This is a genomic window from Dokdonella immobilis (assembly GCF_900115085.1).
Classification (GTDB): Bacteria; Pseudomonadota; Gammaproteobacteria; order Xanthomonadales; family Rhodanobacteraceae; genus Dokdonella; species Dokdonella immobilis.
Genome location: NZ_FOVF01000022.1, coordinates 1 through 18,128 on the forward strand (window position 1 = coordinate 1; position 18,128 = coordinate 18,128).

Genomic DNA, 18,128 nt, shown 5'->3' on the forward strand with positions numbered 1-18,128 from the left:
AAGGCGCTCCTACAGTGGAATCGGAGTGACTCGCTCGCCGCAGGCAAGTGAAAGCTCTGCTTCTGCCCCAGGAATACGCCGCGAAGCGATGCACGATCAAGCGCAGAAGAGGAGTAACAAGGTCCCTGCCTGCACAGGGACGACGATGTAGAAGTTCGAATCGTGCAGGAAAGCATCGCGCCTGAAGGCTCTCCTACGGGAGAAGCGAAGTGACTCGCTCGCCGCAGGCGAGTGAAAGGATTGCCTTGAATCCAGGATTGCGTCGCGAAGCGAGGCAAGAGCAAGAGGAGCAGCCAGGGCACTGGGCCCCGACGCGCGCTGAGACGACGGTTCTGGATTTCGGGCATTGCGGAAAAGCATCGCGTCTGAAGCCTGCACCGGCCAGTCGAAGGGGAACGGGTCGATGGCGAGCGGGAGCCCATATCCGCCCAGGACCAACACCGGAACTACCGCCGAACCTGTTCCGTCGGTCGCGCCAACGCGCGAACCTCATCCTCATCGAGCACCCGCCACTCGCCCTTGCCCAAGGCACCCAGGCGCAACGATCCAATCGCGACGCGCACGAGGCGCAGCACCGAGACATCCAGCGCGGCGAGCAGGCGCCGGATCTGCCGGTTGCGGCCTTCATCGAGGACGATTTCCAGCCATGCATTCTTCTCGCCACGACGCAGTTCCGTTGCCGATTTCGCTGCCAGCAGTTCACCACCATCGCGAACGCCGACCTGGATGCGCGCGAGCAGATCGGGGTCGGGAAGCCGGTCGATCTGCACGTGATAGGTCTTGTCGAGCTGCGATTCCGGAGCGCTGATCGCGGCCGCCCATTCGCTGTCGTTGCTGAACAGGAGCAGGCCTTCACTGGCCTTGTCCAGGCGTCCCACCGGAGCGATCCATGGCAAGCCCGCGTCCGCGAACAGTGCGTACACCGTCTCGCGACCGCGTTCGTCGTTCGCCGTGGTCACCAGGCCGCGCGGCTTGTTGAGCATCAGATAGCGTCGCGCGACTTCGCCGGCAGCGGTGTCGTCGATGGCAATCCGCGCAGCCGGATGCGTGCGCGATTCAGGATCGCGGATCAGCTTGCCATCCACGCGCACGCGTCCGTCGCGCACCAGGGTCTCGGCCTGGCTGCGTGAACACAGCCCCCGCTTGGAGAGGACACGCGCCAGCCCGTGCGTTCGCTGTGTCGACGCTTCGGCCTTTCGTGCGGGTCGGCGAGGTGGGATGGTCAACAGCAGGTCTCCGGCGGACTGCTGCATTCTAATCAGGCAGCGGGCATCGGAACCGCCCACCCGTGCATGCCGTCAGGCCGGGCTAGCGATTTCCGTCGCGCTTGCCCGATTCCCTGGCGATGGACTCGGCAAGCCGGCGTTCGCGAATGGAATAGGCCCGGGTCAGGTCCGAAGCGTAGTAGGCGGATGTCGTGCACTGCGCATTGAACTGCCCGGCCAGGGCATCCTGTTTGGACAGCGCCCCATTCAGCTGGACAACCAGGTCGTTGTAGGCATCCACAGCCTCGCCCTGTTCGCGGACCTTGGCGTTGAAGTCGTCGATGGCGTGCTGGTCGGTCGCGTCCAGCGTGCGGCGTTCGGCGTCGATGATCTGTGCCAGTCCGCGATAACGGGACTCTGCAAGGTCTGCGCTGAGTTCAAGGCTGTCGGCCTTGCTCTCCTGACCGTGCAGGTCGCGCTGAAGATCGATGCAGGCGATCAGTTCGTCGACGGTCAACACCTTGCCGTCGTGCTTCTCACCCGGCTTGAGCGCCTGGCCGCCAAACGGATCCGTCTCGTCCGCGTGCGCGGAGACCGACACCATCAGAACCAGGGTCGCCATCAATCCGCCGAAGCGATCAAAGCAGCGGGAAGTCATGGTCGTATCCTCACGTCGGGAATGTCCACAGGTTCCACGGAAGTCTGCGCCCAAAGGGGACACCACCTGCTCTTTCGCGACCCTCGGGAACCGCGAAAAGCCCCAGTGCGCTGCGCCTGCCTGGGCAACGGGGGAATCCAGGAATACGGGAAAGCAGACGGGGCGCCGAAGCGCCCCGTCGAGTCCAGCCAGTGAGGGCGCTTACGGGCGCCGTTCGAGTTCGGGGTCGTTCTTCGAAACCGGCATCAGGTCCTGCTTCGACACGCCGAGCAGCAACAGCACCGGGTTGGCGAAGAAGATCGAGGAAGCGATGCCGATGAAGATGCCGATCAGCATGATCAGGCCGAAGTTCTCGAGGGCCGGGCCGCCGAGGAAGTACAGGGTGCCGACCGCCAGGGCCGTGGTCACGCCGGTCATGATCGTGCGCGACAGGGTCGAGTTGACCGAGCGGTTGAGGATCTCGGCCGGATCGCCCTTGCGCGAGGAGCGGAAGATTTCACGGACCCGGTCGAAGACGACGATCTTGTCGTTGATCGAGTAACCGACCACCGAGAGCACGGCAGCCAGGGCCGGCAGGTCGAATTCGCGGCCGGTCAGGGCGAACGCAGCGACGGTGAGCAGGGTGTCGTGGATTTCCGACGCCACCGCGGACACGGCGAAGCGCCATTCGAAGCGGATCCACAGGTAGATCGAGATGCCGGCGATGACGAAGATGACCGCGACCAGGCCGTCGTTGCGCAGTTCGTCGCCGATCTGCGGGCCGACGAATTCGCTGCTCTTGACCTTGGCGTCGGCGCGCGCCGCGCGCAGGGCCTTGAGCACGTTGTTGCCGATCTTGTCGTTGGCCGCCGAGGTCGCCTCTTCGGTCGCCTCGGCCGATTCGTCGGCAACGATGCGGATGGCGAAATCGTTGGTGCCGCCATAGGTCTGCACGACCGCCTTGTCGAAGCCGCCGGCGGTCAGCGCCGCTCGCACGTCGGCGACATCGATCGCGCTGTCGTAGCTGACTTCGATGTTGGCGCCGCCGGTGAAGTCGAGGCCGTAGTCGAGGCCGCGCACGAAGATGATCGCGGCGGAGATGACCATGAGGATCGCCGAGATGCCCAGCGCAACCTTGCGCCAGCGCATGAAGTCGATCTTGCTGTTCGGATTGAAGAGTTCCATGGATGAATCCCTGAGGTCAGACCGGCAGCGCCTTGAGCTTGGCCGCGCGGCCGAAGATCAATGCGACGAGCGAATGGGTGCCGGTCACCGAAGTGAACATCGACGTGAGGATGCCGATCGTCAGCGTGATCGCGAAGCCGCGGATCGGACCGGAACCGAAGGTCATCAGGCCGAAGGCGGCGATCAGGTGGGTGACGTTGGCGTCGAGAATGGTCGCCCAGGCCTTTTCGTAGCCGCCGCGGATCGCGGCGAATGGTGTCATGCCGTTGCGCTGTTCTTCGCGGATGCGTTCGCAGATCAGCACGTTGGCGTCGATCGCCATGCCCAGCGTGAGCACGATACCGGCGATGCCGGGCAGGGTCAGGGTGGCCTGGAAGATGCTGAGGATGGCGACCAGCAGGACCAGGTTCATCATCAGGGCGAGGTCGGCGATGAGGCCGAAGATCTTGTAGTAGACGGCGACGAAACCAACCACGAGCAGCAGGCCGACGATCACCGCGGTGACGCCCTTGCGGATGTTGTCGGCGCCGAGGGTCGAGCCGATCACGCGCTCCTCGACGATGTCGACCGGCGCGGCCAGCGAGCCCGAGCGCAGCATCAGGGCGAGGTCCGAGGCGGTCTTCATGCTCTCAAGGCCGGTGGTCTGGAACTTGTTCGAGAACACGCCGCGGATGGTTGCCAGGCTGATGATGTTCTCTTCGATCTTGGCGCTGCGCACTTCCTTGCCATCGACGATGCGGACTTCGGGAATGCGTTCGACCAGCACGACGGCCATGCCCTTGCCGACGTTCTGCGAAGTGAAGTCGAGCATCTTGCGCGCACCGGCGGAGTTCAGCGCGACCGACACGGCGGGCTCGCCGCTCTGCGGATCGGCGGCGCTGGAAGCATCGACCAGTTCGTCGCCGGTGACGATGACCTTCTTCTTGAGCACGGCCGGACGGCCGTCCTTGAAGTAGTAGATGCGCGAATCCGGCGGCACCGAGCCGGTACGGACCGCTTCGGCAACGTTGACGCTCTCGTCGACCGCGCGGTATTCGAGGGTGGCGGTCGCGCCGAGCAAGCGCTTGGCTTCGGCCGTGTCCTGCAAGCCGGGCAATTCCACCACGATGCGGCTGTCGCCCTGCTGCACGATCAGCGGCTCGGCCACGCCGAGCGAGTTGATGCGGTTGCGCAGGGTGCTGACGTTCTGCTTGATCGTGTTGTCGGCGATCTGCTTGATGCGCTCCGGCTTGACCTTGGCGATCAGGGTCGGTGAATCGCCGATGGACGGTCCGTCGGTGACGTTGAGATCGATCAGTTCGCTACCGATGGCGGCGGCGATCTTGTCGCGGTCGGCCGTATTGCTGGCCTGGACGACGATGCCCTGGGCACCGCGGTCGACCTTGGCGTTGCGGATTTCCTTGTCACGCAGCAGTGAGCGGATGTCGTCGACATAGCGCTGCTCCTGGCCCTGCAGCACGCTCTTCTGGTCGACCTGCATGAGGAAGTGCACGCCACCCTGGAGGTCGAGGCCGAGCGGCATCGAGTTGGCGCCGATCATGCGCATCCACTGCGGCACGGTCGAAGCGAGGTTCAGAGCCACCGTGTAGTTGTCGCCGAGATCGGTGCGCAATGCGCTGGCCGCGGCCAGCTGCGAGTCGGTATTGCCGAACAGAGCGAGCAGGCGGTCGTCCTTGATCTCTACTTCCTGGAACTCGATCTTGCGCTGCTGCAGGGCCTGCAGGGCGCGCTCCTTGAGCGCTTCATCGACGATGCCACTCTTGTTCGCCAGGACCTGCACGGCAGGCTGCTTCTGGTACAGCGAGGGCACTGCAAACAACACGCCGAGCACCGCCACCAGGGCGACCAGGGTGTGTTTCCATCGGGGGAAATCGTTCATTGCGGTTCAATCCGGTTTTACGCTGTTGCCGGGAATCCGGGTATTGCCTCTTGCCTGCAGGACCCGGCGGCCGGTCTCGCGACTGCCGGGCGATGGGCACGCGGACGCTGTCCGCCCTGCCCCTGCACCCAGTGGGGATACCCGAGTTGTTCTCAAGCCTGCTTGATGGTGCCCTTGGGCAGGACCGCGGTGATCGCACTCTTCTGCAGCTTGACGCTGACCTTGTCGGCGATCTCGAGGGTGACGAAGGTCTCGGCAATGTCCTCGATGCGGCCGAGCAGGCCACCGTTGGTCAGCACCTCGTCACCCTTGGCCAGGGCCGCGATCATCGCGCGCTGTTCCTTGGCGCGCTTCATCTGCGGCCGGATCAACATGAAGTAGAAGATGCCGAAGATGATGATCAGGGGCAGAAACGACATCAGGGGATTCGGCGCGGCGGCGCCCGGTGCGGCCTGCGCATACGCGGAACTGATCAGAAAATCCATTGTGTCTCCAAGGAGTTGCGGTAGGCCCGGTCGATTCCGGGTCGCCAAAAAGGTCGCGGATTATGCCATGGCAGCCGCTCCAGCGCACGGCGAAAGCCCCTCCCCGCGCGGTTTTCGCCCGCGCAGGCGCCGCCCGCAGGTTGCCGCCGGCCCGACAGCGCGACCCGGGGCCGATGCCGACTAGCCCGCCTTCCTCAAGGTCAGGTTGTAGCGAAAGTGACCCGTCAGCGGGTGCTCGCCATCCTGCAACGGTCGCACGCCGTGGAAGTGGAGCCGGGCAGGCCCGCCCCAGACGATGACGTCGCCATGCCGGAGCGGAATGGCCAGGGGCTTGTCCTTGCGCACAGGGCCCCCGAACAGGAAGACGGCCGGCAGGCCGAGCGATACGGAAACGATCGGCGCACCGAAATCGCGCTCGTCGCGGTCCTGGTGCAGGGACATCCGGGCCCCGGGTTCATAGCAGTTGATCAGGCAGGCATCGGCCTCGAAGCCCGGGAAGCCGGCGCGCGCGGCAGCGTCGCGGCCGATTTCGCGCACGAGGTCGGGCATCGGCGGCCATGCGCGCCCATCGAGCGGATCGCGCTCCACATAGCGGTAGCCGCGGCGATCGCTGGTCCAGCCGAGCGCGCCGCAATTGCTCATGCGCACCGACATCGGCGAGCCGCCCGGCGTGATCATCCGGCGCAGCGGCGCTGCCGCCAGCACCGGGTCGATGGCGGCCAGAATGGCAGCCGCACGATCACGCGCCAGATTGCGCAGCACGACGGCGCCGGGACCCAAGCGCTCCTCGCGCGGTTCGACGTCGAGGGAATCGAAGAGGTCCATGTTCAGCACCGGGTCCGGCGCGGTGGCGGGGCTTGGCCAACGGTCGGCTGGACGGAACCGGTCGTGGGAAGGTGGTGGCGGGCCATCGGGAGGTTTTACTTGTTGCGACAAACGATGACAATCGACCGGGTCCGCTTTCGACGTGAGGCATGAATGAAGACGATCGGCCTGATCGGCGGCATGAGCTGGGAGTCCACGCTGACCTACTATTCGCTGATAAACGAAGAGGTCAGGAAGCGTCTCGGCGGCCTGCACTCGGCACGACTCGTTCTCTACAGCGTCGACTTCCACGATATCGAGCGCCTGCAGATGGCTGGCGACTGGGATGCAGCGGGCGTGATGCTCGCACAGGCCGGGGCCGCGCTCGAGGCTGCCGGCGCTGATTGCCTGGTCATCTGCACGAATACGATGCACAAGGTGTCGGCCGCGATCGAGGAGACCGTGACGATTCCACTCGTGCATGTCGCCGATGCCACCGCCGCCGCGATCCATGCGGCTGGCCTCACCCGGGTCGGGCTGCTCGGCACGCGCTTCACGATGGAACAGGACTTCTATCGAAACCGGATTTCCTACCCGCACGGCGTGGAGGTGCTGATTCCCGAAGCCGAGGACCGCGAACGGGTGCATCGTGTCATCTACGAGGAACTCTGCCTCGGCAGGATACTGGACGACTCGCGCGAGCAGTACCGTCGCATCATGGCCTCGCTGGTCGAGCGCGGTGCGCAGGGTGTCGTGCTCGGCTGCACGGAGATATCGCTGCTGGTCGGCGCTTCGGATGCCAGCGTTCCGCTGTTCGACACCACCGCGATCCACGCGCTCGGCGCGGTGGATTTCGCGCTTGCATCGGGCTGACGGATGGCCGGCCCGGCCGCGGACCTGGCCGAGGCACGGCAAGGCGTCACGGCAAGATCGACCGGCTGCCCGGCGCGCAGCCGAAGCAGTGACGGCCCGGCACGCTCAGCAGCAGCGACCACCACCGCCCCGATAGCGCGCGGCCTGACGTTCGGCGAAGAAGGCTTCGTAGCTCATCGGCGTGCGCTCCGGATGATGGCGCCGCTGGTGGGCCAGATAGGTCGGGTAGTCGGGGACGCCGATCGCAGCGCGCGCGATGCGGACCGCCACCTGCCAGCCGGCGAGAACCGCCGCGCGCATGGGGCCCAGTCCCGTCGACGCCCTGCCCCGGTTCGCGGCACGCTTCTGCGCTGTTTCCATGCCAGAGACCGCGCTCACGAGCGCACCGACGCCAGCGCCACGTAAGGCGTCTCGATTGCGGTCGGCGCGGCGATCCGGCGCGCCTTGAGCGCCGCACGCAGGCCGAACAGCACGACGCAGACCACGATCGCCATGAACAGTGCGGCGAGGCCGGCATTGACGTGGTCGTTGACGATAATGCGCTGCATCTCGGCCATATTCTTCGCTGGCGCGAGCACTTCGCCCCGGGCCAGCGCGTCGCTGTATTTCGCCGCGTGCGAGAGGAAGCCGATGCGCAGGTTGTCGTCGAACACCTTCTGCCAGCCCGCGGTCAGGGTGCAGATGACGAGCCAGATCGTCGGCACCAGCGGCACCCAGACGTAGCGATCGCGCTTCATGCGGATCAGGATCACGCAGCAGACGGTCAGGGCGATCGCCGCGAGCATCTGGTTGGCGATTCCGAACAGCGGCCACAGCGTATTGATGCCGCCGAGCGGATCGACCACGCCCTGGTAGAGGAAATAGCCCCAGCAGCCGACGCAGAGCGCGGTCGCGATCGTGTTCGCGGTCCACGATTCGGTCTTTTTGAGGTGAGGCACGACGAGGCCGGCCAGTTCCTGGATCATGAAACGGCCCACGCGCGTCCCGGCATCGACCGTGGTCAGGATGAACAGCGCCTCGAACAGGATCGCGTAGTGGTACCAGAACGCCATCATGCCCTCGCCCGGAATGATGGCGTGGATGATCTGGGCCATTCCCACGGCCAGGGTCGGCGCGCCGCCGGTGCGTGACAGGATCGTCGTCTCGCCGATCTGGCTGGCGGTCTGGCTCAGCACATCCGGCGTAATCACGAAGCCGAGTTGGCTGATCGCCTGTGCGGCCGTATCAACCGAGGTCCCGAGCAGGGCGGTCGGCGCATTCATCGCGAAATAGACACCCGGATCGAGCACGCAGGCGGCGATCAGGGCCATGACTGCGACGAAAGCTTCCATCAGCATCGAGCCGTAACCGACCGCGCGCGCCTCGGCCTCGTTGGCGAGCAATTTCGGCGTCGTGCCCGAGGAGATCAGCGAATGCCAGCCCGACACGGCGCCGCAGGCGATCGTGATGAACAGGAACGGGAACAGGCTGCCACCGAAAACCGGCCCGCTGCCATCGATGAAGCGCGTCATTGCCGGCATGCGCATCTCGGGCGCGGCAATCAGGATGGCGATGGCGAGCAGGACGATCGTGCCGATCTTGAGGAAGGTCGACAGGTAGTCGCGCGGGGCGAGCAGGATCCAGACCGGCAGCACCGAAGCGAAAAAACCGTAGCCGATCAGCATCCAGGCCAGTTCGCGGCCTTCGAAATGGAAGCGCCCGGCCCAGACCGGATCGTGCGCGACCACGCCGCCGAGCCAGATCGAGACGAGCAGCAGGACCAGGCCGATGATCGAGACCTCGAGCACGCGTCCGGGCCGCAGCCAGCGCAGATAGACGCCCATGAAAATGGCGATCGGCATCGTCATGGCGACCGTGAAAGTGCCCCATGGACTCGCCGCGAGGGCCTTGACCACGACCAGGGCGAGCACGGCGAGGATGATGAACATGATCATCAGCACGCCGATCATGGCGACGATTCCGGCGGCCGGTCCGAGTTCGGACCGCGCCATGTCGCCGAGCGACTTGCCGTCGCGGCGGGTCGAGAAGAACAGCACCATGAAGTCCTGCACGGCCCCGGCGAAGATCACGCCGATGAGGATCCAGAGGGTTCCGGGCACGTAGCCCATCTGCGCGGCGAGCACCGGGCCGACCAGCGGACCCGCACCGGCGATCGCCGCGAAGTGATGGCCGAAAACGACGCTCTTGTCGGTCGGCACGAAATCGAGGCCATCGTTCTTGCGCACGGCCGGCGTCGCCCGCGTCGCATCGAGTTGCAGCACGCGCTCGGCAATGAAGCGGCTGTAGAACCGATACGCGATCAACAGGATCGACACCGTCGCCGTGACCAGCCAGACCGCGTTGATCGTCTCGCCGCGATCGAGCGCGACGACCCCGAGGCTGAATGCTCCGAGCACTCCGAGAACGAGCCAGATGAACTTTCCTGCAAGCGACTTCATCGCGTATTCCCGGGGCAAGGGATATCGAGCCCGCAGGGTGTGCGTGGACCCTCGGACCGTCAAGCTGCGCCGCACTATGCGGCCTGGCGTGCGCCGCCTCGCCCGGCCTGCCTGGAGTAGACTGGGCGGGCGGAGGAACCGGCAATGGATGACGAAGCGAAGCCGTCTGGTCCGGCATCGGCCCCCCTGCGGACCGACGCCCTTTTCGCCCAGGTCTACGACCGCCTCAAGGCGATGGCAGGCCGGCGCCTGGCCCAGGGCGGCCGCGGCACCATGGACACGACCGCGCTGGTGCATGATCTGTACCTGCGCATCGGCAACAACCGCGAGCTGTCCTTCGCCCATCCAAACCAGTTCTTCACCTACGCGGCACGCGCGATGCGGCATCTGCTCGCCGATCGGGCGCGCGATCGCCTGCGCCTGCGCGCCGGCGGCGACTGGATGCGCACGACCCTCACCGGCAGCGACTACCGGCTTGCCATCGACAGCGCCGAAGAAGCGATGGCCGTGGAAGAGGCCCTGCAACGATTGTCCGAGCTCGACGCCCGGGCCGCCCAGGTCGTCGAACTGACCTGGTTCGGCGGGCTCAGCCAGGACCAGATCACCGAAACGCTCGGCGTGGCCCGCAGCACGGTCGCACGCGACTGGCGCTTCGCCCGGGCGTTCCTGAAGAGCGAGCTCGGCGGATGACACGCAGCAGCGGCAAACGGCGTTCCCTGCACGCATGATGAGCCGGTCCTACCCGTCCCTGCGTGAAGTCTTCGAAGCCGCGATTGCGCTCGGGGCGTCCGATCGCGGGGATTTTCTCGACCGTCATTGCCCCGATCCCGTGCAACGGGCACGGGTGGAAGCGCTCATCGCGGCGGACGCGGACGCCGGGGAACCGCTGCTGCCCGATGCCCTCGACCGGCTGTCGGTGGCGATCGGTCCGGCACGCGCCGCCGAGTTGCTGCCGCCGGGCAGTCGGGTCGGACCATTCGAGCTTCTCGAAATTCTCGGCGAGGGCGGCTCGTCGACGGTGTTCCGCGCCGTCCGCAACATCGAAGGGGCCGTCCAGCATGTCGCCCTCAAGCTGATGCGGCGCGGCCTTTACAGCCCGGAAGCGCAACGGCTGTTCAGTCGCGAGCAGCGTGCGCTGATCCAGCTGCGGCATCCGAACATCGCGCGCATGATCGAGGGTGGCGTCCACGAATCCGGCCTGCCCTACATCGCCCTGGAGCTGGTCGAGGGCAGCACGATTACCGACTTCGCCCGCGCGCGGGGCCTGGAACTGGACGAACGCCTGCGCCTGTTCGGCGTGGTCTGTGCCGCTGTCGAGGCTGCGCACCGCGCCCTGATCGTGCATCGCGACCTGAAGCCTTCGAACGTTCTGGTCACGGAGGACGGCGAGGTCAAGCTGCTCGATTTCGGCATCGCCAAGCTGCTGGCCGAAGAGGATGAGTCGGCGCGCACGCAGATGCCCGCCTTCACCCCGGCATACGCCGCTCCGGAACAGCGCGACGATGGTCCGATCACCACGGCTACGGATGTCTACGCGCTGGGCGTCCTGCTCGGTGAACTGGTGACGGGGGAACTCGTCAACGATGGCAGCGACCGCACGCCTTCGAGCCGGATCACCAACGAAAGTCCCGCGGGCGGGGCCGCTGCGACGCCGATCACCCGCCGCCAGGTCCGCGGCGACCTGGATGCCATCATCCTCAAGGCGCTGGATGCCGACCCGGCACGTCGCTATGCCTCGGCCGGACGACTCGCCGACGACATCGAACGCCTGCTCGCCAGGCAGCCGGTCTCCGCACAGATCCCCTCGCGCTGGTATCGCACGCGCAAGTTCATGCTGCGCCACAAGGGCGGCGTCGCCAGTACGGTGGCCTTTCTGCTGGCCATCCTGGCCGCATTGGGCATGGCGCTGTGGCAGGCGCGGCTGGCCCGCGAACAGGCCGCCCTGGCCGAACGCGCGACCGTGCGCGCGAACACCACGCTCGATTTCATCGTCGACTTGCTGGCGACCGCCAGCGCCGACCTGCCCAAGGCGGACAGGCCCACGCCCGAAGCCCTGGTGGCGCAAGCGGCGAAGAACGCACGCGAGGACTCCGATCTCGATCCCCTCGTGCGCGCGCAGCTGTTTACCACCTTGGCCGAAGTCGCGCGCAGCAACGGCGACAACCGCCAGGCCGAACGGTTGATCAACGAAGCCATCGTGCACCTGCACGAGCAGGGCAGCAGCGCGGCGTCGCCCGAATGGATCGCCGCGATGGTCAGCAAGGGCAATCTCCTGCACGACACCGACCGAACGGCCGAAGCCGACAGCCTGATGAAGGGTCTGCTGCCCGTGCTGGATGGCGTGGATACCGAGGGCGCGGTCTCGGCCTTGCTCCTGTACGCGGCAACGCGCGCCTATGCCGACGATGCGGACGGCGCCGTCGAAATCGGCCATCGCGCATTGAAGAAGGCACAACGGGTGTTCGGTGCCGACTCGATCGACAGCGTCTCCACCGCAGCGTTTCTCGGTCAGGTCTTCAGCAAGCTCAACCGCTACGCCGACAGCGAAGTCCTGCTCACCGAAGCCATCACGCGCTGGCGGCGGCTGGGCCTGCCTCGCAATGAAACCCTGGCCCGCAACCTCTATCACCTGGCCCGGTCCAAGTACCGGCTCGGCAAATTCAATGAAGTCGAGGCCTTGTACACGGAGGGCAACGCGCTGATGCGCAGCGTCGGCGCCGCGCCCTACTTCCGTTTGTCGCAGGGCTTGCGCGGCTACGCCGAATTCCTCATCGACATGGAGCGGTTCGACCAGGCCAAGGCGGCACTCGACGAGTCACGGCAGATCGACATCGAGACCCGCGGCGCGCAGAGCGCGGATGCCGGACTGACCTTGCAGCTGCTGGCACGCTGGCATCGGGAACGGCATGAACTCATAGCGGCGGAGCGCCTTTATCAGTCGACGCATGCGGTGTTCGCTGCGCATGTCGAACAGGTCGGACTGCAATGGGAGCTGGAACGCACCCGTCTGCACTGGTCGCAGACCTTGATCGAACTCGGACGCCACGACCAGGCCGCGGCCTTGTTGGACGAGGCGAAGGCAGGGCTGGCCAGGATCAACTCGCCCGCCGACGTTGGCAACGCGGATGCGCACTGCATCGCCGGACAACTGGCCATTGCGCGGGGCCAGCCTGAACTTGCCCTCGGCGAGATCGACAACGGCCTTGCCATCGTCCAGGCACTCGATATTCCGGACACGACCAGCGAAATCGATTGTCGTGTGCAACGAACGAATGCCCTCATTGCCCTCCGACGCAGCCGCGAGGCACGCGCGGAGGCGGACTTGGCGTTGACGCGACAGCAAGCGACCAATCCCGTCGCGAGCTTGAAACTCACCGCATTGCTGGCCTTGCGTGCCCGCGCCGAACAGGCCGACAACGATGCTGCCGCCGCCGCACGGTCCATCGCCCAGGCGCGCGCCCTCGCTGCGCCGACAATCCTGCTCGCGGAGCAGGATCGCGCCGTGCTCGGGCTATAGGACGCCGCAAAGCGCATTGCGGCACCACGTGGACCCGTGGCGCAGCGTGCGGATCGCCGCCGGGTCATTCGCCGAAATGACACAATGCCTCGTTGCACAGCGTTCCTCGAATGCACCGGAACACGCCGGGATTTCGAGAGAGACGCGTCATGTCACGATCCAGCATCCGATCCTCTTTGGCAGCGATCATGCTTGCCTCGTTGGCGTGCCACCCTGCCGCTCGCGCAGCAACATTCACCGTGGGTTCCGATGCAGGATGCACGCATCAAACGCTCGATGCGGCCATTGCCGCACTGCCGGCCAGCGGCCAGCACGAGGTGCGTATCGCGATCCCGTCGCTGAGCGCTCAGGCCGTGCACATCACCAGCCGGGACGTCACGATCCGCGGCGGTTACAGCAGTTGCTCCGCAAGCGAAAGCATCGGCTTCACCACCTTGAGTGGTCAGGGAGGCGGCCAGGACAGCGTGATCACGATCCGTGGCAGCGGCAACGATGTGATTCTCGAACGCGTCAACCTGATCCGCGGCGATGAGGTGAACGACGGATATGGGGGTGGCCTGGATTTCAAGGGCACAGGACTCATCACCCTGCGCGATATGGGCATCTCACAGAACTTTGCCGGATATGGTGGCGGCATCAGCTTCATTTCCGATGGTGGGCTGGCCGACCTTCGAATCGAGTCCGGCACCGTCATCCAGCTCAACACGGCCCAGTATTCCGGCGGTGGCATCCGCCTCGAAGGCAATGTCTACATGACCATGTTCGGCGCCGGTTCCACCATTCTGGGCAATGAGGCACGCGGGCTGAACCCCAATACCAACCAGCCGCAATATGGCTACGGAGGGGGCATCCAGGTGCTCGCCCCGGCCATTGCCGACATTGGGTCGCCGGGCATCGGCAACGGCACCATTGTCGCCAACACCGCACGCTACGGCGGCGGCATCGCACTCAATGTGGGGGACAGCGATGGCTACGTCCAGGTCAATGTGTTCAGCACCGATCGCGCGCAGCCGACCCGCCTCTACGGCAATCGTGCCACCAACACGGGCGGCGCGGTCTACGCCGATGCCCGCGCCGACTTTGCAACCGGGAACGAGGCCCGCTTTTGTGCCTTCGACACACGCTTCGACGGCAATATTGCGCAGGAGGGCAGCGTCATCTACCTGGATACGGACAACTTCCTGACCGACTACTTCGGGGCCAGGGCGCACCTCAACAACGACAACCTGTGCGACTCGCACCCATTGCGTGTCCGCTGTGGTCCGAATGACCAGTGCAACACGATCGAGGGCAACCGGGCCGAAGATGCGAATGGCCAGGCAACATCGGGTGCGGCCATCACGGTGCAAAACGACGCATTCCTGACACTCGGGCAGCTCATCATTCGCAACAACAACGGCGGCCATGTCATCCATGGATTCGATGATGCCTATACGTTCATGAACAGCTTGCTCGTTGTCGGAAACTCGACAACTTCAGACCTCGTCAGGATCCAGGATGACGGCGGGTCGACAGACTTGAGCGACAGCACCTTGGCGGGCAACTCAATTGGCAGTGGAAACGTGCTCTCGATCAACGGATACCTGGACATCTCGCGCTCCATCATCTGGCAACCTGGCCTGACCACCCTTGCGCACAATTCCGAACCGTTGCTCGTGGAAAACATCATTGCCAGCGAAAGCGATAGCCTTGGGGGACTACCCGGTGCACGGGTTGCTTTTCCACGCTTTGTTGATCCCGATCACGGCGATTTCCAACTGCGTGCGGCATCACCTGCCATCGACTACGTTGATCCCGTGAACCAGAATCCATGGGATGTGATCGGCGTGCCGCGCAACCATCGGCTCGGCGTCGTGCCTCGTGAAGTGGGTCTAGTCCGCGACATCGGTGCCTACGAACGCACCAGCCTGTTGCCGCTCGTGCTCAATGGTGATTTCGATGCCGACAGCAATCTCTGGCCGGCAACGACTGCTGGCGTGTCGAGTTGGGACAGCACGCAAAACGCCAGCGGTCCATCCGGTTCCGGTTCGATCAAGGTGACCCAGGCCGGCACGCCCAACCAGCAGCGCGTCTATGGCCTGAACCAGTGCATCCACTTGCCGGGTCCCGGCATCTACGCCTTGAACGGCTGGGGCCGTGCCGGCAGCGGCGGTGTCGGCAACCGGGACTACCTCTACCTGAACTGGGAATTGCGCCACGACGGCGGCGAAGGGTGCAGCTCGGGCCCGGCCGATGCGTCGGGTGACCACTTCCTCTCCAACTCGTCGAACTGGCAGCATCCGGTCAATCCCAAGTTGATCGCGATATCGGACGCCGACTGGACCTCGAACAGTTCCCTGTCCATTACCCAGGTGGTCACCGAGTTCGGCATCACCAATCCGCCGACGACGATCGGCTGGTTCGATGGAATCACCCTCGAGCTGGAAGTGGATGACACCATCTTCAAGGATGGATTCGAGGCGCTGTGAGCGCGCCCCAAGCGAAGCGAAGCAGGCCGAAACGACGCTCGCCGAGGCGCGAAACCTGGCGCCGAATCCTGAATTCCTCGCGCCCGAGGAGCGTACCGCGCTCGGCCTCCCGGCATCCGCCGCGGCGAATTAAATCGGCCCGGGCTGACACGTACGGGCCCAAATCGGCGTTGTTCGGAAGATCGCGGTCGTCGACCGCCTGCCGGGGAACGCCATGCTTCGTTCGCAGCGACTCGCCTCACGTATCCAACGGGATGCACGGATCCTCGCTGGGGCACTCATCGCGTGCCATGCCGACATTGGCCGAGCCGATACCTATTCGGTCGGCGCCGGAACAGGCTGCACGCACGCCAGCGTCTCGGCCGCGATCGTGGCCGCCGAGGGCCATCCCGGCGACGACACGATCCGGCTGACGCGAAGCCTTGGCTACTCCCAGCAGGCGCTCGTCGTCAGCACGGCCCAGAACCTGGAGATCACCGGCGGCTTCGCCAGTTGCACGCAGGCGAGCGGCGATGGAATCGCCACGACCCTCGATGGCGCTGGCGGTGCAAGCGAGCCCGTCCTGCGCCTGACCGCGAATGGAAACGCACGCTTGACCCTGCGCCACCTGACCATTCGCGGCGGCGACGAGGACGGCGAGGGCGAAGGCGGCGGAATCCTGTTTCGCGGCAGCGGGGCACTCGACATCGCCGACAGTACACTCACCGCGAACCTGGCCGGCTACGGCGGCGGCCTCTACGCCGAAGGAACCGGGCCCGATGCGAGCCTGGTCCTCGGCGCCAATGTCCTCGTTACGTCGAACATCGCCCGCTACAGCGGCGGCGGCGTCTACATCGAGAACATCGCCATGGTCATGACCGACGCTGAAAGCACGCTCGCGTTCAATCGGGCGCTCGGCAGCGACGGTCAGGGCGGCTTCGGCGGCGGGCTCATGATCCTGTGTGGAAGCCGCCCGGCCTGGGCCAGCATCGGCAGCGGCGGTCCCGGCGGCATCGGCGCGATCTATTCGAACGAGGCGGTCTACGGCGGTGGCGTTGCGATCGTCGTGGCGGATGGTTCCGACGAGGACGCCGCACTGTTCATGGCCTCGGCCGAATCCCAATTCCCGACATCCATTCGCGGCAACTTCGCCTCGTCGGCCGGCGGCGGCATCTACGCACGCCCCGATCGGGACACCTTTGCCAACGGCGTTTCCGGCGCCACTGCCTACCTCTGGAACGCGTCGATCGTCGACAACGCGGCACCGGACGGCGCTGCGGTCTATCTCGACCAGCAGGATGCATTCCTCGCCAGTCCGACTGCCGGCGGGTTCTGGTTCAACGTCGACACGCCACCGGGCACCGCGGTTCCGTGCAGCCCCGATGCCCCCTGCGGCGCGATCGTCGGCAATGACGCGAGCGACGGTACCCAACTGACGGGTGGCGCCACGATTCGCCTCCGCTCGGGAGCCCACCTGCATCTCAACGGCTACTGGAACGACGCCTACGGGCCGAGCACGCGCGGCATCGTCCTGCGCGGGAATCGAGGCGGGCGCCTCATCTATGCCAATGCGGACGCCATCGTCGATCTTTCCAACCTGCTCGTCGTCGACAATGTCGCGAGCGCGGAGCTGCTGCGCTTCGCCGGCGAGTCCTTCGCGCGCACCGCGATCGACGGCACGACGATCGCGAACAACGCGATCGGCGCCGGCCACGTCATCGCGAAGTCCATGCCGACGACGCTGAGGAATTCGATCGTCTGGCAACCCGGCAAGACCACCCTGCAGGACAACGGCGGTCCGCTCGATGTTGAAACCGTGGTCGCGAGCGAAGTGGCCAGCCTGCACGCCGGTCCGGAAGCGGTCGTCGCCGAACCGCGCTTCATCGATCCGGCGCGAGGTGACCTCGGCCTGCGCGCGGCGTCACCGGCGGTCGATGCGGCCGTGGACCGAGACGCCAACGATGCAGACGCCTTGGCGCGACCGCGCGAGGTCGATCTGCCGATCGTCGAAAATTCACGCGGCTCGCGCGACATCGGCGCACTCGAGCGGCAGTTGCTCGATCCACTCGTCCTCAACGGCGATCTCGACGCCGATGCCAATCTGTGGACGCAGAGCGTGCCGGGTCTCGGCAACTGGGACGGCAGCCAGAACGCTGCCGGCACCACCGGTTCCGGGTCGCTCAAGCTCGAGCAGGCCGGCACACCGAACCTGCAGCGGGTGTACGGAATGAGCCAGTGCATCCATCTGCCGGGTCCCGGCATCTACGCCTTGAACGGCTGGGGCCGTGCCGGCAGCGGCGGGGTCGGCAACCGCGACTACGTCTACCTGCATTGGGAACTGCGCCGCTTCGGCGGCGAAGCATGCAACCAGGGGCCCGCCGACGCCACCGGTGACCACTTCCTCTCGAACTCGTCGAACTGGCAGCACCCGGCCAATCCCAGCCTGATCGCCATTCCGGCCGCCGACTGGACGTACACGAGCTCGATCGTCGTCACCCATGTCGTCAACGAATTTGGAACGACCTCGCCGTCGAACACGATCGGTTGGGCCGACGGCATCACGCTGACCGTGTCCGAAGACGACATGCTGTTCCGCACGGGCTTCGATCCGTGACCGTGTGCAGCGCGTGAGAACGAGGTGGCTGACACAACGACCCG

At 65.6% G+C, this 18,128-nt stretch carries 13 protein-coding genes; 5 read left to right on the plus strand and 8 right to left on the minus strand.

The annotated features are described in order from the left end of the window. Positions 1-446: 446 nt before the first annotated feature. The 6 genes from BM125_RS13760 to alkB all read right to left on the minus strand — a co-directional run bounded on the left by BM125_RS13760 (position 447) and on the right by alkB (position 6,216). Positions 447-1,220 (minus strand): pseudouridine synthase, encoded by a 774-nt coding sequence (locus BM125_RS13760; RefSeq protein WP_425429629.1) that lies wholly within the window; start codon positions 1,218-1,220, stop codon positions 447-449. Positions 1,221-1,308: 88 nt separating this feature from the next. Further along, entirely contained in the window at positions 1,309-1,863 is a 555-nt protein-coding gene (locus BM125_RS13765; RefSeq protein WP_092408953.1) for a hypothetical protein, read from the minus strand. Between the two features lie 201 nt (positions 1,864-2,064). Continuing rightward, on the minus strand, positions 2,065-3,027 hold the full coding sequence (gene secF / locus BM125_RS13770; RefSeq protein WP_092408955.1) for a protein translocase subunit SecF: 963 nt from the start codon (positions 3,025-3,027) through the stop codon (positions 2,065-2,067). A gap of 16 nt (positions 3,028-3,043) precedes the next feature. After that, entirely contained in the window at positions 3,044-4,906 is a 1,863-nt protein-coding gene (secD, locus tag BM125_RS13775) for a protein translocase subunit SecD (protein WP_092408957.1), read from the minus strand. Positions 4,907-5,058: 152 nt separating this feature from the next. After that, on the minus strand, positions 5,059-5,391 hold the full coding sequence (gene yajC / locus BM125_RS13780) for a preprotein translocase subunit YajC (RefSeq protein WP_092408959.1): 333 nt from the start codon (positions 5,389-5,391) through the stop codon (positions 5,059-5,061). Positions 5,392-5,571: 180 nt separating this feature from the next. Next, positions 5,572-6,216, minus strand: a complete 645-nt coding sequence (alkB, locus tag BM125_RS13785) for a DNA oxidative demethylase AlkB (protein WP_092408961.1) — start codon at positions 6,214-6,216, stop codon at positions 5,572-5,574. 153 nt (positions 6,217-6,369) lie between these two features. Here alkB and BM125_RS13790 point away from each other — a divergent pair, with 153 nt between their 5' ends. Beyond that, on the plus strand, positions 6,370-7,068 hold the full coding sequence (locus BM125_RS13790) for an aspartate/glutamate racemase family protein (protein ID WP_092408963.1): 699 nt from the start codon (positions 6,370-6,372) through the stop codon (positions 7,066-7,068). A 105-nt stretch (positions 7,069-7,173) separates the two neighbouring features. On the opposite strand, the gene BM125_RS13795 is transcribed toward BM125_RS13790, so the two are convergent. Further along, positions 7,174-7,368 carry a YbdD/YjiX family protein gene (locus BM125_RS13795; RefSeq protein ID WP_092408965.1) on the minus strand — a complete coding sequence of 65 codons (195 nt, stop codon included), beginning with the start codon at positions 7,366-7,368 and terminating at the stop codon, positions 7,174-7,176. Positions 7,369-7,442: 74 nt separating this feature from the next. Next, a complete protein-coding gene (locus BM125_RS13800) occupies positions 7,443-9,506 on the minus strand; it encodes a carbon starvation CstA family protein (protein ID WP_092408967.1) in 2,064 nt (687 codons plus the stop codon). 144 nt (positions 9,507-9,650) lie between these two features. On the opposite strand from BM125_RS13800, the gene BM125_RS13805 reads away from it, so the two are divergent. From BM125_RS13805 to BM125_RS13820, 4 genes are all read left to right on the plus strand, one after another. Beyond that, a complete protein-coding gene (locus BM125_RS13805) occupies positions 9,651-10,196 on the plus strand; it encodes an ECF-type sigma factor (protein ID WP_092408969.1) in 546 nt (181 codons plus the stop codon). Between the two features lie 37 nt (positions 10,197-10,233). Beyond that, the gene (locus BM125_RS13810) at positions 10,234-13,023 is read left to right on the plus strand and encodes a serine/threonine-protein kinase (protein ID WP_175498092.1); all 2,790 of its coding nucleotides are present in this window, start codon (positions 10,234-10,236) and stop codon (positions 13,021-13,023) included. Positions 13,024-13,262: 239 nt separating this feature from the next. Beyond that, on the plus strand, positions 13,263-15,491 hold the full coding sequence (locus BM125_RS13815; protein ID WP_092408973.1) for an autotransporter outer membrane beta-barrel domain-containing protein: 2,229 nt from the start codon (positions 13,263-13,265) through the stop codon (positions 15,489-15,491). Positions 15,492-15,705: 214 nt separating this feature from the next. Next, entirely contained in the window at positions 15,706-18,084 is a 2,379-nt protein-coding gene (locus BM125_RS13820; protein WP_092408975.1) for a hypothetical protein, read from the plus strand. Positions 18,085-18,128: the final 44 nt, after the last annotated feature.